Source organism: Nocardia sp. NPDC058176 (genome assembly GCF_042883805.1).
In the GTDB taxonomy this organism is placed as follows: domain Bacteria; phylum Actinomycetota; class Actinomycetes; order Mycobacteriales; family Mycobacteriaceae; genus Nocardia.
Genome location: NZ_JBHVVA010000007.1, coordinates 219132 through 236999, shown reverse-complemented (window position 1 = coordinate 236999; position 17868 = coordinate 219132). Strand labels below are relative to the sequence as shown.

Genomic DNA, 17868 nt, shown 5'->3' with positions numbered 1-17868 from the left:
GGTGTGCATGACCGGGCAACGGCGAGTCGACTCCGTCGAGTGGAGGGCGCTGTCGTGACCCGGGCGAGCAGGACCTCCGGCGCCCGGGCCAGGCAGCGCGGGAAGTCGCTGCCGCAGTTGCTGTCGGTGGCGGTGGAGTCGAACCCGGGCGGCCTGGCGCTGTCCTGGTCCGACGGTGTGTCGGTGCCGGTGCGCTGGACCTACGCCGAACTCGACGAACGCGCCAACCGGCTGGCCCGGCTGCTGATCGCACGCGGCATCGGTCCCGAGGACATCGTCGCCGTCGGCATCCCGCGTTCGCCCGAATCGGTGCTCGCCATGTGGGCGATCACCAAGGCGGGCGCGGCCTTCATGCCGATCGACCCGAACTACCCGCCCGCACGGGTGACCCACATGCTCGCCGACGCGGGCGCGGTCCTCGGCCTCGCGGTCGGCTCGGCCGCCAACCGGCTGCCCGCCACTGTCGACTGGCTGTGCCTCGACGACGAGCCGGTGCGCCGCGCCGCCGACGAACAGTCCGGCGACCCGGTCACCTTCGCTGACCGGGTCCGCCCGCTGCGGCTGACGCACCCCGCCTACGTCGTCTACACCTCCGGCTCCACCGGCCTGCCCAAGGGCGTCGTGGTGACCCATGCCGGACTGGCCGGGTACAGCGCCGAGCAGCGCGCGCACTACGGCATCGAATCGTCCTCGCGCACCCTGCATTTCGCCTCGCCGTCCTTCGACGCCGCCGTGCTCGAACTGCTGATGGCGGTCGGCGCGGCCGCCACCATGGTGGTCGTGCCCGCCGGGATCCTCGGTGGCGCCGAACTGACCGAGGTGCTGCGTCGCGAAGCGGTGACGCACATGTTCATCACCGCGGCGGCCCTGGCTTCGATCGATCCGACCGACCTGCACGAGCTGGTCGTCGTCACCGCGGGCGGCGAGGCGTGCCCGCCAGAGGCGGTCCGGCGCTGGGCCACCGAACTGCCCTCGGGCACCCGGCGGTTCCACGACTGTTACGGGCCGACCGAGACCACCATCGTCACCAACATCAGCGCCCCGCTCATGGCGGGCGACGTCGTGAACATCGGTCCGCCGCTGCGCGGGGTCACCCAGTACGTGCTCGACGAACGGCTCGTCCGGGTGCCCGACGGGATGATCGGCGAGCTCTACATCGCGGGCAACGAACTGGCCCGCGGCTATCACCGGCAGCCCGCGCTCACCGCGGCACGGTTCGTCACCGATCCGTTCGACCCCGCCGGTGGCCGCATGTACCGCACCGGTGACCTGGTGCGCAGGCGTGTCGACGGTGCCGTGGAGTACGTGGGCCGCAACGACTTCCAGGTCAAGGTCCGTGGCTTCCGGATCGAGCTCGGCGAGATCGACACCGTGCTGGCCGCGCACGACAGCGTCGACTTCGCCGTCACGGTCGGGCACGAACTCGACAACGGCACCACGATCCTGGCCGGCTACGTGCACGCCGCGCCGGGCGCGCGGATCGACCTCGACCAGGTGCTCGCCCATGCCAAGGCCGGGCTGCCCGCGCACATGGTGCCCACCGCGCTGACCGTGCTCGACACCATCCCGCTCACCCCCGTGGGCAAGCTCGACCGAGCCGCGCTGCCCGCACCCACCCTGCGCGCCAACGAGTTCCGCGCGCCCTCGGGTGCGATGGAGGAACTGGTCGCGCACATCTACACCGAGCTGCTCGCCCCGGCCGATCCGATCGGCGCCGACGACGACTTCTTCGCCCTCGGCGGCAACTCGCTGCTGGCCACCCAGGCCGCCGCGCGCCTCGGCGCCGAGCTGTCCGCGCGGGTGCCCGCCGGTCACCTCTTCGAGAGCCCCACCGTCGCCGGGCTGGCCGAACTGCTCGAGCCGCTCAAGGGCGCGGGCGGGCAGGCCGCGCCGACGCGCCGCGAGCGACCCGAGGTGATCCCGCTCTCGCCCGCGCAGCGGCGGATGTGGTTCCTCAACCAGTTCGATCCGAACTCCACCGCCGAGACGATCCCGTTCGCGCTGCGGTTGACCGGCCCGTTCGATCCGCGCGCCCTGCATCACGCGCTCGCCGACCTGGTGGCGCGGCACGAATCGCTGCGCACCTGGTATCCGGTGCTCGACGGTGTCGGGCACCAGGTGGTGCTGCCGATCGCCGAGGCCGTGCCCGATGTGCTCCTCGATTCCCTCACCGAGGACGAATTGCCGCTGTGGCTGGCCGAATTCGCCGGTACCGGCTTCGATGTGGCCGCGGACGTGCCGCTGCGGGTGGCGCTGGCCGAACTGGGTTCGCGTGAGCACGTGCTCGCGGTGGCGCTGCACCACATCACCGCCGACGGTGCCTCCATCGCCCCGCTGCTGCGTGATCTGCTCGGCGCCTACCTCGCCCGCCGCAACCGGTCGCGGCCGAGCTGGCAGCCGCTGCCGGTGCAGTACGCCGACTACACGCTGTGGCATCAGGAACTGCTCGGCGCCGAGGACGATCCCGATTCGGTGGCCGCGCAGCAGATCTCGTTCTGGCGCACCGAACTGTCCGGGCTGCCCGATCGGCTCGACCTGCCCACCGATCGCCCGCGTCCGCCGGTGTTCACCGGGCGCGGTGCCGAATTCGGCTTCCAGGTCCCCGCGTCGGTGCACACCGCGCTCGCCGCGCTGGCCCAGCGCAGCGGCACCTCGGAGTTCATGGTCGTGCACGCCGCGTTCGCCGTGCTGCTGAGCCGGGTCGCGCACACCGACGACATCGCCATCGGCACCCCCGTGGCCGGTCGCGGCGCGCGCGAACTCGACGATCTGATCGGCATGTTCGTCAACACGCTGGTGCTGCGCTCGCACATCGATCCGGCGATGAGCTTCGCCGAGCTGCTGCGGGCGACCAAACGCGCCGACATCGCCGCCTTCGCCAACGCCGACCTGCCGTTCGAGCGGCTGGTCGAACTGCTCGACCCGGTTCGCTCCCAGGCCCATCACCCGCTGTTCCAGGTGGCCCTGTTCTTCCAGAACCTGGATCTGCCGAACCTGCGCCTGCCCGGTCTCGATGCCGCGCCGGTCGAATTCGGTGGCACGGTAGCCCGTTTCGACCTGCAGCTCACCATCGTGCCCGGCGCCGATCCGACCGAGCCGATGGCCGCGTCGTTCACCTACGCCACCGATCTGTTCGACGCCGAGTCGATCGGCGCGCTGGCCGCCCGCTTCGTGCGCCTGCTCGATGTGGCCTCCGCCGAGGCCGACACCGCGGTCGCCGACATCGATCTGCTCACCCCGGCCGAACGCGAACAGACCCTGGTGGCCTGGAACGGCACCGGTCATCCGGTGCCGCCGGAGCTGATGCTGGACGCGTATCGCCGTGCGGTCCAGGCGCATCCGGACGCCACCGCTCTCGTCTACGAGGGCACGGAGCTGACCTACCGGGAGTTCGACGAGCGGGTCAATGCCGTCGCCCGGCTGCTGATCCAAGCCGGAGTCGGGCCGGAAGGGCTTGTCGGCCTTGCCATTCGGCGCTCACCCGAGCTGGTCATCGGCATGTACGCGGTGCTCACCGCCGGTGGTGCCTATGTGCCATTCGACCCCGATCATCCGGCCGAGCGCATCGCCTACATCCTCGACACCGCCCGGCCCGCCTGCGTGCTGAGCACCCGCGCCGACGCGATCGAGGTGCCAGCGGGCACGGATCTGCTGCTGCTCGACGAACTCGATCTGCGCGGTGTGCCGACGGACCCGGTGCGCCCCGCGGAGCTGCGCGCGCCGCTGCGTGCCGAGCACCCGGCCTATGTCATCTTCACCTCCGGATCCACCGGTAAGCCCAAGGGTGTCGCGATCTCGCACACGGCGATCCACAACCAGCTGGTGTGGATGCTGGCGAAATACCCACTGGCACTGGGTGATGTGTACCTGCAGAAGACCGCGACCACCTTCGACGTGTCGCTGTGGGGCTACTTCATGCCGCTGCGGGTCGGTGCGAAGCTGGTGCTTGCCAGCCCGGACGGGCATCGTGATCCGGCGTATCTGATCGAGCTGATCGCCGAACATCGCGTCACCGTCACCGATTTCGTGCCGTCGATGCTCACCGTGTTCGCCGCCAACGCCGCGCCGGGCAGTCTGCCGTCGCTGCGCGAGGTGTTCGTCATCGGTGAGGCGCTGCCGCCGGAGACCGTCGACGCCATGGCCGCCGTGAGCTCGGCGCGCCTGCACAACCTCTACGGGCCCACCGAAGCCGCCGTGTCGGTCACCTACTGGCCCGCCCGCGCGGGTGCGCGGACCGTGCCGATCGGCTTGCCGCAGTGGAACACCCGGGTCTACGTGCTGGATTCGCGGCTGCGGCCGGTGCCGCCCGGGATCGCGGGTGAGCTCTATCTCGCGGGTGATCAGCTCGCGCGCGGCTATGTCGCGCGACCGGGGCTCACCGCGGATCGGTTCGTCGCGAACCCGTTCGGCGGTGGGGAGCGGATGTATCGCACCGGCGATCTGGTGGTGTGGCGACGTCCCACCGCGAGCGCGCCGCATCGGCTGGATTACCTGGGGCGCATCGACTTCCAGGTGAAGTTCCGTGGGCAGCGCATCGAGCTCGGTGAGATCGAGACCGCGCTGCTCGGGCACGAATCCGTGAGCCAGGCGGTGGCGCTGGTCGTCGCGACCGAACTCGGTGATCAGCTGGTCGCCTATGTCGTGCCCGGGCCCGGCTTCGCGGCCGATCCGGACCGGTTGCAGGCCGCCGTGTCGAAAACCCTTCCGGTCTACATGGTTCCGGCCTCGATCACGGTGCTCGACGAGCTGCCGCTCAATGCCAGCGGCAAGCTCGACCGCAAGGCGCTACCCGCGCCGCGGTTCACCGCCCGCGCCTTCCGGGCGCCGGGCACCGCGCAGGAGCGGCTGGTCGCCGAGCTGTTCGGTGAAGTGCTCGGCCGCAACGACATCGGCGCCGATGATGATTTCTTCGCGCTCGGTGGCAACTCGCTGATCGCCACCCGGCTCGTCGCCCGGCTCGGTGCGGCGACCGGTGAGCGGGTCGCGGTGCGGACGCTGTTCGAGACGCCGACCGTCGCCGGACTGGCCGCCGTGCTCGATCCCGAGGGCGCCACCGCGTCCACCAGCGGGCTCGGCACGCTGGAGCGGCCCGATGAGCTGCCGCTCTCGCCCGCGCAGCGGCGCATGTGGTTCCTCAACCGGTTCGATCAGGGCGGTGGCGAGGGTGCTGCCGCCTACAACCTGCCGTTCGCGCTGCGGCTGACCGGCAGTCTCGATGTGGTGGCGCTCGGTGCCGCGCTGCGGGATGTGCTGGCTCGGCACGAGGTGCTGCGCACGATCTACCCCGATACCGGGGACGGGCCGACCCAGCGGGTCCTGCCCGCCGATGAGGTCGACCTCGATGTGTCCGTGCACCGCGTGGACCCGGCCGAGCTGGTCGAGCAGGTTGGGACGCTCGCCGCGACGGCGTTCGACGTCACCGCCGAGGTGCCGCTGCGGGTCCGGCTGCTCGACATCACCGGTGTCGGCCCGGACGCGCCCACTGAGTACGTGCTCGCCGTCGTGGTGCACCACATCGCCGCCGACGCGTCGTCCATGCCGCCGCTGGTGCGCGATGTGACCACCGCCTACCTGGCCCGGGCCGCGGGCCGGGCGCCTGGCTGGGCCGCGCTGCCGGTGCAGTACGCCGACTACGCACTGTGGCAGCTGGATCGGCTCGGCGCCGAGGACGAAGCCGAATCGACCGCCGCCCAGCAGATCTCGTTCTGGCGCGACGAACTGTCCGGGCTGCCCGACCTGCTCGAACTGCCCACCGACCGGCCACGACCCGCCGTCGCCTCGCTGCTCGGCGGGCGGGTGCCGGTGCGCGTCGACGCGGCCACCCACGCCGGGCTGGCCCGGATCGCCAAGGACAGCGGCGCGACCGTGTTCATGGTGCTGCACACCGCTTTCGCCGTGTTGCTCGCGCGGCTGGCCGGTACCGCCGACGTGGCGGTGGGTACTCCCGTCGCCGGTCGTGGCGAACGTGAGCTCGACGATCTGATCGGCATGTTCGTCAACACCGTCGTCCTGCGCACCCGTTACGACGGCGGCACCGCTTTCACCGACCTGCTCGCGGCCCAACGCGCCGCCGACCTGGCCGCCTTCGCCGCCGCCGACGTGCCGTTCGAGCGGCTCGTCGAGGTGCTGGATCCGCCGCGGTCCACCGCGCGGCATCCGCTGTTCCAGGTGGGTCTGTCGTTCCAGAACGTCGACCGTGCCGCACTCGAGCTGCCCGGACTGCGGATCGCGCCGGTGTCGGCGGATCTGGCTGTGTCGCAATTCGATCTGCACCTGATCGTCGGTGACGGGTACGCCGCCGATGGCACCCCCACCGGCATCGAGGGCTTCTTCACCTACGCCACCGATCTGTTCGACGCCGAGACCGTGGCGGCCTTCGCCGATCGGCTGGGTCTGCTGCTGGACGCCGTGGTGCGGGAGCCCGGCGTGGTCGTCGGGGATGTCGACCTGCGCACCCTTGCTGAGCGGGATTCCGAGATCACCAGTGGTGCTGCCGATCTCGCCGTGCCCGGTGGCACGCTGGCAGACTTGCCACTGCATGCCAGGCCTGAAGCCGTCGCGCTGGTGGCCGATCTGCCCGAGGGTCGGCTCGAGATCACCTACGCCGCGTTCGAGGCGCGGGTGAACCGTCTTGCCCGCCACCTGATCTCGCTCGGTGTCGGTCCCGAATCACTGGTCGCGCTGGCCCTGCCGCGCTCGATCGATCTCGTCGTCGCCATGTTCGCGGTCACCAGGTCCGGTGGCGCGTATGTGCCGATCGACCCCGATCAGCCCGCCGATCGCACCGACTACATCCTGCACACCGCTGCCCCGATCTGCGTGCTCAGCAATGGTTTCCGCACCGATGCCGCGCCGGTGGTGCGCGTGGATCACCCGGCCATCGAGTCCGCCGATCCCGCGCCGATCACCGACGCCGACCGCCGTGCGCCCCTGCACCCGGACAACACCGCCTACGTCATCTTCACCTCCGGCTCGACCGGTCGGCCCAAGGGCGTTGCGGTGTCCCACGCGTCCGTGGTCAACCAGTTGCAGTGGTTGCGTGGTGAATTCGGCACGGATGCCGCCGATGTGTTCCTGCTGAAGACGCCTGCCACGTTCGACCTGTCGGTGTGGGAGTTCTGGTCCGCCGCCGTGTGCGGTGGGCGACTGGTGATCGCCGCACCCGATGGTCACCGGGACCCCGCCTACCTCGATGCGCTCATCGCCGATGCCGGGGTGACGACCTTGACGGCGGTGCCGTCGCTGCTCGACACGCTGGTCGGCTACTGGGACTCCCGCCCGTCGTCGGCACTGGGTGAGTCGTCATCGCCTGCGCTGCCGGGGAATTCGGCACAGTCCGAGTCGTCATCGCCGGCCCCCGCGCGTATCGCGGCACAGGGAGAGCCATCGCCTTCCGCGCCCGCTCAGGTTTCGCCGCGAAGCGCGGTGTCGAGCGAGTTGTTGTCGCCGACGTCCGCGCAAGGGCTGTCGCGGCATTCGGCGCGAGCGTCGTCTTCGCCGCTGGCGGAAGTGTCGGTGCAGCGGTCGAGTTCGGCGCGGCCGCTGGTGCGCATTCTGGCGATCGGCGAGGCGCTGCCGGGGGCGTTGGCGCAGCGGCTGTTGAAGGCGCTGCCCGGCACCAGGATCGACAATCTATACGGGCCCACCGAGGCGGCGGTGTCGATCACCGATCACCGGGTGACCTCGGCGGATGTGCTGAGTGTGCCGATCGGTACGCCCGAGTGGAACAGCCGGGTCTACGTCCTCGACGAGCGGCTGCGCCCGGTTCCCCCCGGGGTTCGGGGTGAGCTGTACCTGGCGGGCGTTCAGCTGGCGCGCGGCTACCTCCGCAAGGCCGCGCTGAGCGCCGAGCGGTTCGTCGCCGACCCCTTCGAGCCCGGTGCGCGGATGTACCGCACCGGTGACCTCGTCACGCGCAGCGCGGTGTACGTCGTGGGCGCTGCCGCGGGCGGCGCCGCCGGTGACGTCGTGGGCGCTGCCGCGGGCGGCACTGCCGGTGACGTTGTGGGCGCTGCCGCGGGCGGCACTGCGGGTGGCATCGCGGTTGGTGCTGCTGGTCGCACGGTGGGTGGTGAGCTGAACTACCTGGGCCGCACCGACTTCCAGGTGAAGGTTCGTGGCTTCCGGGTGGAGCCCGGTGAGGTCGAGGCGGCCTTGCTCGCGCTGCCCGAGGTGGTCGAGGTCGCGGTGCTGGCCCGCGCCGACGCGCACCTTGGTGATCGGCTGGTCGCCTATGTGGTTGGCACCGGACTCGATGTCGCACAGGCCAAGTCCGCGCTGCGCGAGACACTGCCCGCCTATCTGGTGCCCGATGTCTTCGTCGTCCTCGACGTCCTGCCGCGCACCGTCAACGGCAAACTCGACCGCAATGCCCTGCCCGCACCGGTTTTCGGGGCCGCGACCTTCCGCGCGCCCGCGACCCCCACCGAACAGCTGATCGCCGGTGTGTACGCGGAGATCCTCGAGGTCGACACCGTCGGCGCCGACGACGACTTCTTCGCCCTCGGCGGCAACTCCCTGCTCGCCACCAGGGCCGCCGCCCGGATCGGCACCGCACTGGACCGCACCGTCGGCGTCCGCCTCCTGTTCGAGGCCCCGACCGTCACCGACCTGGCCCTGCGCGTACACCGCTCCGACGCCACCGCAGCCCTGCCGCTGGTCGCGGGCCCACGCCCCGACCACGTCCCGCTGTCGCTCGCCCAGCACCGGATGTGGCTGCTCAACCAACTCGACCCCGAAGCCACCGTCTACAACATCCCCGCCGCCATCCGCCTCACCGGCACCCTCGACGTCGAGGCCCTCACCCTCGCCGTCGCCGACCTGTTCGCCCGCCACGAGGTCCTACGCACCCGCTACCCCGACCACGGCGACGGCCCGGAACAGGAAGTCCTCGCCCCGAGCGCCGTCCGCATCGACCTGACCCCGGTCCCGATCGCCCTCTCGGCCGACAACGACGCGCTCCGTGCCGACGTGGCTCGCGCCGACGTGGCCCGTGCAGACGCGCCCCGCGCCGACACACCTCGGGGCGACGGAGCTTGGGGCGACGCACCTCGCGCCGCCGCCGACTTCGGCCGTCCCCGTCACAGCTCGACGGCCGACGCACCTCACCAGACTGGATCAGGTTTCGATACCCCTGCCAGTCATTCGGCCAACTATGCCTTTGGCGTCGCTGCCTCCGGTACTGCTGAACCCCTTGGCGATTCGACCACCGACAGGCGTGGTGGTGTCGCGTCGGGTTCCGGCGTGCCCGCTGTTGCCGCCAGTGGTCTGGCCACTGATGGGCGTGGTTCCGACGCCGGTTTTGACGAGGTCCCCGCGGCTCTGATCGAGGAAGTGCGTCGGACGGTCGGTGTCGGGTTCGATGTCACCGCTGAACCGCCGGTGCGGTTGCGGTTGCTTCGGCTCGGTGCCGAGGACCATGTGCTGGTCTTCGTCGCGCATCACATCAGCGCTGACGGTTTCTCCATGGGACCGCTCACCCGGGACCTGGTGCTCGCCTACACCGCGCGCACGGCGGGTGCACCGCCCGCCTGGTCACCGCTGCCGCTGCAGTACGCCGATTACGCGGTGTGGCAACGGGACTCACTCGGGGACGAAGGTGACCCGGCGTCCCCGGCTGCCGCCCAGCTGGCTTACTGGCGTGAAGAACTGGCCGGGCTGCCCGAGGAGATCGCGCTGCCCAGTGACCGGCCACGGCCTGCGGTGCAGTCGTTCGCGGGTGCGATGAGCGGGTTCGAGATCGATGCCGCGCTGCACAGTGAGCTGGCCGCGCTGGCCAGGGCCGAGGGCGTCACCGTGTTCATGGTGGTTCAGGCCGCGCTCGCGGTGCTGCTCGCCCGGCTCGGCGGGGTCGACGATGTCGCGATCGGGACGCCCATCGCGGGGCGTGGTGCGCGCGAACTCGACGAGCTGATCGGCATGTTCGTCAACACCCTGGTCCTGCGCAGCCGGGTCGACGAGGACGCGCCGTTCACCGACCTGCTCACGCGGACTCGCGACACCGACCTGCGCGCCTTCGCCCACGCCGATGTCCCGTTCGAGCGGGTGGTCGACGCGGTCCAGCCCGCGCGTTCGGCGGGCAGGCATCCGCTGTTCCAGGTGGCGCTGTCGTTCGAGAACCTCGCCCCGGTCGCGCTCGAACTGCCCGGCATCACCGTCGGCGCGCTCGACGCCCGCACCGCCGAGGCCAAGTTCGACCTGCTGCTCACCCTGCGCGAACTCCCCGGCAACGGTGGCATCCACGCCGAATTCACCTACGCCACAGATCTGTTCGACGCCGCGACCATCGACGGTTTCGCCGCGCGGTTCACGCGGGTACTGACCGCCGTCACCGCGGACCCCGCGACCACCGTCGGCGACATCGACCTGCTCGCTCCGGCCGAATTCACCGCCCAGACCACCTTCGCCGGTCCCGCCGCCGAGCCGGAACGCACGCTCTCGCAGCTCATGGACGCGGCCGTGCGGGCCAACCCCACCGGCCTCGCGGTCCGCGGCGACGGTCGCGGATTCACCTACGCCGATCTCGACGCCGCGGCCAACCAGCTGGCCCGCGGCCTGATCGCTCGCGGTGCCGGTCCGGAAGCCGCTGTCGCCGTGGCGATCCGGCGCTCACCCGAATCGGTGCTCGCCGTGTGGGCCATCGCCCGCACCGGCGCGGTGATCGTGCCGATCGACCCCGGTTACCCCGCCGAGCGGATCCGGCACATGGTCGCCGACTCCGGCGCCGTCTTCGGCGTCACCCTCGGCGCCGAACTCGCCGGACTGCCAACGCTGTCGGGTGAGGGCGACTGGCTCGCGCTCGACGACACCGCGTTCACCGCGGAGGTGGCCGGATACGCCTCGGTGAGCCTGCGCGAGATCGAATTGCGCGCCCAGCCGCGCACCGGCAACGCCGCCTACATGATCTACACCTCCGGCTCGACCGGACTGCCCAAGGGCGTCGTGGTCACCCACGCCGGACTCGCCAACTTCTGCGCCGAGCAGAAGGACCGCTACCGGCTCGACTCCACCTCGCGCGCACTGGCTTTCGCCTCACCCTCGTTCGACGCGTCCATGCTGGAACTGCTGCTCGCCCTCGGCGGCGCGGGCACCCTGGTGGTGGCACCGGCCGGTTCGGTCGGCGGTGCCGAACTCGCCGAGCTGATCCGTGAGGAAGGGGTGACCCACACCTTCCTCACGCCCACAGTCCTGGCGACCCTCGACCCCGAGAGCGTCCCCGGCCTGCGCGCGCTGGTCGTCGGTGGCGAACACGTGCCCGCCGACCTCGCCGCCCGCTGGAACACCCTGCCGCAGCGGCACTTCCACAACGGCTACGGCCCCACCGAGACCACGATCATGACCACCATCAGCGCACCGCTCCTCCCCGGCGAAGCGGTGCATATGGGCGGCCCGATCCGCGGCGTCCGCGCACTGGTCCTCGACTCGCGACTGCGCCCGGTTCCCGACGGCGTCACCGGCGAGCTCTACCTCGGCGGCATTCAACTGGCCCGCGGCTACCACGACCGCCCCGGCCTCACCGCCGCCCGCTTCATCGCCGACCCGTTCCCACTGCCCGATGCGCGCCCCTCAGCGGACATGTCCGCGCCCTTGTCCATTGCGTCCACCCGCTCGGCGGACACATCCTCGGCCACTTCGGCGACACCGGCCACCACGTCCGCCTCCTCGGCGGCCCGGTCGAACCACTTGACCATCGCACCCGCGTCCTCGGCGTCCAGCCCTTCGGCCACGGCATCCGTTCGTTCGGCGACCACGGCCGTATCCGCGGCGGCCGGATCCACCCCCTCGACCACCGCCCCCGGCGCGCGGCTCTACCGCACCGGCGACCTGGTCCGCCGTCGCGGCGATGTCCTGGAGTTCGTGGGCCGCAACGACTTCCAGGTCAAGATCCGGGGCCTCCGCATCGAACTCGGCGAGATCGACGCCGTGCTGGCCGCCGCACCGGGTGTCGCCTGGGTGAACACCCTCGGCCGCGACACCGACAGCGGCGCGACGATGCTGGTGTCGTATGTGCTGGCCGAGCCGGGGGAGCGCCTCGACACCGCCGAGCTGACCGCGCTGGCCGCGCAGGTACTGCCCGACTACATGGTGCCCGCCGCCATCGTCGTCCTCGACGAACTGCCGCTGACCCCCGCGGGCAAGCTGGACCGGCGCGCCCTGCCGGATCCGACCGCCGCGCGCGGCGAGCACCGTCCGCCCCGGACCCGGGCCGAACGCGCCGTCGCCCGGGTGATCGGTGAGGTCCTCGGCCGCGACCGGGTCGGCCTCGACGACGACTTCTTCGCCCTCGGCGGCGACAGCATCACCGCCATCCAGGTGGTCTCGCGCGCCGGCGCGGTCGGCGTGACGCTGCGCCCGCGCGATCTGTTCGACGCCCGCACCGTCGCGGCTTTGGCCGCCCGCGCCGAACTCACCGCCGACGCCGCCGTCGGCCCCGCCGCGCTGCCGCTCACCGCCACCGCGGCCGCCCTGATCGAGGCGGGCCAGGCCGCGGTGGAACCACGCGCGGTGCTGCTCGAAGTCCCCGCGGACTGCCCCGACGAGGCCGTCGGCACCGTCGCCGCCGCGGTGATGAACCAGCATCCGATGCTGTGGGCCCTGCTCGACCGCACCGGCGACACCCCGGTGCTGCGCATCCCGCCGCCCGAGGAACGCACCGGCGACGCCTTCCGCAGGCTCGACGCCGCCGACGGTGAGGCCTCGCTCCCGATCGACGACATCGTCGCCGCGGCCGCCGCCGCGCTCGACCCGGACGAAGGCCGCAACATCCACTTCGTCCTCACCGGCGACGGCACCAGGTCCTCGACCCTGGTCGTGGTCGCGAATGCCCTTGTCCTGGACGAGGTCTCCTGGCGCGCGGTGATCGACCAGCTCACCACCGCGTGGAGCCGCGGCCGCCACGCCGCACCCGCCGCCCCCGATGCCGGGCTCGGCGACCTGGTGCGCAGGCTCGCCGACTACCCCGCCACCGTCAAGGCACGCGCCGAACGCGAGTACTGGCACCGCGCGATTCGTTCCAGGGCCGACGAATCCGCCGATCTGCGACAGCGCAACCGGGTCTCGCTGAGCATCACCGGCGAGGGCACAGCCGCGGTCGGCACCGTCGCCGAGGCCTATCACGCCACCGTCGACGAGGTCGCCCTCACCGCCGCCGCGATCGCCCTGCACACCGCCGCCGACTCCGACGCGGCCAGGGCGATCGGCACCGTGGTCCGGCTGCGCGCCGATCAGCGCCTGCTCGGCAGGTCCGACGCGGAGAACGTCGTCGGCGGCTTCACCACCGACTACCCCCTCGCCCTGCGCCTGGACGGCGTCGACATCGCCGACGCGCTCGTCGGCGGCCCGGCCGCCGGTGCGGCACTGGCCCAGATCAAGGAACTGCGGCGCGCGGTGCCCGCCCACGGCGCCGGATTCGGGCTGCTGCGCTACCTCGACACCGAGGCCGCCGACAGCGTGCGCGCCCTCGATCGTGGCCGCTTCGCCGTGCACTTCCGCGACCTGCGCCCGGCCAGGGTGCACACCGACGTGTCCGCCGACGATCTGGCGCTGGTCCTCACCGTCGACGCCACCGACGACGGCATGGTCGTGCGCTTCGACTACGCCACCGCCGTCCTCACCGCCGACGCGGTCAAGGCCTTCGCCGAACACTGGATCCGCGCGCTCGGCGGCCTCGCCGAACACGGATTGCGCCCCGGCGCGGGCGGATTCACCCCCTCGGACTTCCCGCTCGTCCGCCTCGGCCAGACCGAACTGACCCGCCTGGTCCGCCGCTACCCGCTGCTCAGCGATGTCTGGCCGGTGACCCCGCTGCAGTCCGGCATGCTGTTCCACGCGCTGCTCGCCGAGCACTCCGTGGACCCCTACATCACCCAGTTCGTCCTCGACCTCGACCCGGCCGTCGAGGACGAGCGCCTGCACCAGGCCGCCCAGGCCGTGCTCGACCGGCACGACAACCTGCGCGTCGCCTTCGCCACCGACGCCGCGGGCACCCCGCTGCAGGTGGTGGTCGACGACATCGACGTGCCGTGGCAGGTCATCGACGCCGACGACGACACCTACCAGCGCATCCGAACCGCCGACCTGGCCACGCATTTCGACATGGCCACCGCCCCGCTGCTGCGCTTCACCCTGGTACGCACACCAGGACGCGCGCACCTGCTGGTCACCAGCCATCACATCCTGATCGACGGCTGGTCGACCCCGCTGCTGCTGCAGGAACTGCTCACCGCCTACGCCGTCGGCGGCCGCAGCAGGCGCCTGCCCAAACCGGCGCCCTACCGCGACTACCTCGCCTGGCTGGTCGAGCAGGATCTCGACGCCGCCCGCCAAGCCTGGCGCACCGCGCTCACCGGCCTGGCCGAGCCCACCCCGCTCGCCCCGGTCGACCAGGGCCGCGAAATCGCCACGGGCACCGGCGAAACCGGCTTCGAGCTCTCCCCGGCCGACACCACCGCGCTGAGCGAACTCGCCGCCGGTCTCGGCGTCACCGTCAACACCGTGGTCCAGGCCGCGTGGGGTCTGCTCATCGCGCGCCTGGTCGACCGCGACGACGTGGTGTTCGGCGCCACCGTCTCCGGCAGGCCCGCCGAACTCGCGGGCGTGGAACGCATGGTCGGGTTGTTCCTCAACGCCATCCCGGTCCGGGTACGGGTGCGTCCCGGTGACACCATCGCCGAATTGCTGCGCAGGCTGCAGGACGATCAGGCCGCGCTGCTCGATCACCACTACCTCGGCCTCGGCGAGATCCAGGAGATCGCCGGGATCGACGCACTGTTCGACTCGCTCGTGGTCTTCGAGTCCTTCCCCGTCGACCGGGCGGGCCTGGCACAGGCCGCGTCCGGGTCGGCCGCGGTCACCGGGATGGACGCCGCCAACGGCACCCACTACCCGCTGACCGTGCAGGTCGTCGCCGACGGACAGCTGCGGGTCTCGGTGAAGTACCTGCGCGATGTGTTCGGCGCCGACACCGCGATCGCGCTGGCCCAGCGCCTGTCGATGCTGCTGGCCCGGTTCACCGGCGACCCGCAGGCCCGCCTCGCCGAGATCGACGTCCTGCTGGCCGAGGAACGCGCCACCCTGGCCGCGGTGAACGCCACCGACGCGCCGGAACTGCTCGACGAGGCGACGCTGTTGTCGCTGTTCGACGCGCAGGTGGCCCGCACCCCCAACGCCACCGCGCTCGTCGACGGCGAAACCGCCTACACCTACGCCGAATTCGACGAACGCTCGCGCAAGCTCGCCACCGGCCTGCGCGCACACGGCGCGGGCCCGGACCAGCTGGTCGCGATCGCGATGCGGCGCGGCATCGACCTGGTGACCGCGATCTACGCCGTCCTGCGCACCGGCGCGGCCTACGTCCCGGTGGACCCGGATCACCCGGCCGAGCGCACCGAACGCGTACTCACCGCCGCCGCGCCCGTCTGTGTGCTGACCACCAGCACGACCGGGTTCGGCACGGGTGCGGGCGCGCCGGTCGTCGAGATCGACACGCTGGCAACGGAATCGGTCACCGGCTTCGCCGCACCGCGACCGGACGAACTCGCCTACGTCATCCACACCTCCGGCTCCACCGGCATCCCCAAGGGCGTCATGCTCACCCACCGGCAGCTGGTGAACCAGTTCCGCTGGGCGCAGCGCACCTACCCGCACGGCCCCGGCGACGTGGTGCTGCACAAGACCCCGGTCACCTTCGACATCTCCACCTGGGAACTGCTGTGGCCCCTGCAGACCGGCGCGACCGTCGTGATCGCCGAACCCGACGGTCACCGTGATCCGGCCTACTTGGCCCGGGTGATCGCCGAACGTGCCGTCACCACGGTGCATTTCGTGCCGTCCATGCTCGACGCCTTCCTCGCCGAATCCGGCAGCACCGAATTCCCCTCGCTGCGAAGGGTCTTCGCCGCCGGTGAAGCGCTGTCCTCGTCGACCGCGCGCCGCTTCGGTCAGGCCCTGGCCGGAGTCGAGCTGATCAACTGGTACGGGCCCGCCGAGGCCACCGTCGTCACCGCGGCACCGGCCGAACCAGCTGCGGCCGTGAGCATTCCGATCGGCGCGCCCGTCGCCAACACGCGGGTGCACGTGCTCGATCGTCAGCTGCGGCCGGTGCCGCCCGGCACGGCGGGGGAGCTGTACCTCGAAGGCGTGCAGCTGGCCCGCGGCTATCTGGGCGCACCGGCGCTCACCGCCGAACGGTTCGTCGCGCACTCCGGTGGCGGCCGGCTCTACCGCACCGGTGACGTGGTCCGCTGGACCGCCGACAAGAGCCTGGAATACCTGGGGCGCAGCGACTTCCAGGTGAAGCTGCGCGGGCAGCGGATCGAACTCGGCGAGGTCGAGGCGGTCCTGCGCGAACATCCCGCGGTCCGCCACGCCGCCGTCGCGCTCGTGCACGGCTCGACCGGTGACCGGCTGGTCGGTTATGTCGTGCCGGTCGAGGCGCCCGAGCCCGCCCGCGGGCACACGGCCGACAACCGTGCCTTCGGACATCCGGTCGGTACCGGGCCGAATACGGACGCCGGCGCCGCGCACCGAGCGGGGTACTCGATCGCCGCGGGCGTCACCACCGTCGACGAGACCGTCCTGCTCGCGCACGTCCGCGCGGCGCTGCCCGCCTACATGGTTCCCTCGACCCTGGTCACCCTCCCGGCGCTGCCACTCAACGCCAGCGGCAAGCTCGACCGCAAGGCGCTGCCGGTCCCCGCCGTCACCACCCGCCCCTACCGGCCGCCGACCACTCCGCTGCAGCGCGCGGTGGCCGAGGTCTACGCCGACGTGCTCGGCGCGGGCAAGGTCGGCCTCGACGACGACTTCTTCGAACTCGGCGGCAACTCGCTGGTGGCCACCAAGGCGATCAGCAGGCTGCGCACCAGGATCGGCGCCGAGGTGCGGGTGCAGTGGTTCTTCACCGACGCCACCGTCGAGGCACTGGCCGCCCGGATCGACGCCACCCAGGCGGGCACCGGCGACTACGACCTCGAATCCGACGACGCCCTCGGCGTATTGCTGACCATCCGCAACCGGGTGCCGCACGGCACCGAGGCCGGTGGCCCGCTGTTCTGCATCCACCCGATGTACGGCCTGTCCTGGTGCTACGCCGGCCTGGCCCAGTACATCCCCGCGCGACGGCCGATCTTCGGCCTGCAGTCACCCGCGCTGAGCGAGGCGGGCTACCTGCCCGGCACGCTCGCCGAGATGGCGCGCCGCTACGCCGCCGAGATCAGGGCCGAGCAGCCGCACGGCCCGTACCGGCTGATGGGCTGGTCGCTGGGCGGTGTGCTCGCCCACGCCGTCGCCACCGAGCTGCAGGCGGCGGGGGAGCGGGTCTCGCTGCTGGCCATGCTCGATTCGCACCCCGACATCGACGTCCCCGATTTCCACACCGCGGTGCGCGACGCGCTCGCCGAACTCGGCGTCGACATCAGCGCCGCGCTGCCCACCGCGGGCGTGCGCGAGCTCAGCGAGGACGGGCTGGCAGCCCTGCACGCGATCATCCCGGCCAACATGGCCGTGCTCACCCCGGAACGGGTGCGCCGGATCTATCGCAGCGCCGTGCGCTCGGCCGAGCTGATCGCCGAGCACCGGCCCGCGGTGTTCCGCGGCAGGCTCGAGTACTTCAGCGCGCTCGGACACGAGACGGCGGCGCGTAATTGGGCTCCGTATGTCGACGGCGAGATCCACGATCGGCCGGTCGCGGTGGTGCATGATCAGATGACCTCGCCCCAGGCGCTGGCCGAGATCGGTCCGCGGCTGGCCGAATTGCTCGACGCGGGCGACCGGCAGACCGGGGCGCGATGACAGCCCTGGTGCGGGTGGGGCATGATGTGACCGCACTGTTGTGACGATTACCGCTGTTGTACCAACCGCATAACACGT

At 71.7% G+C, this 17868-nt stretch carries 1 protein-coding gene; it reads left to right on the top strand.

Features of this window, described 5'->3' with window-relative positions; genetic code table 11:
• Nucleotides 1-54 precede the first annotated feature (54 nt).
• A complete protein-coding gene (locus ACFVVM_RS29125; RefSeq protein ID WP_387624787.1) occupies nucleotides 55-17790 on the top strand; it encodes an amino acid adenylation domain-containing protein in 17736 nt (5911 codons plus the stop codon).
• The last annotated feature ends 78 nt before the right edge of the window (nucleotides 17791-17868 follow it).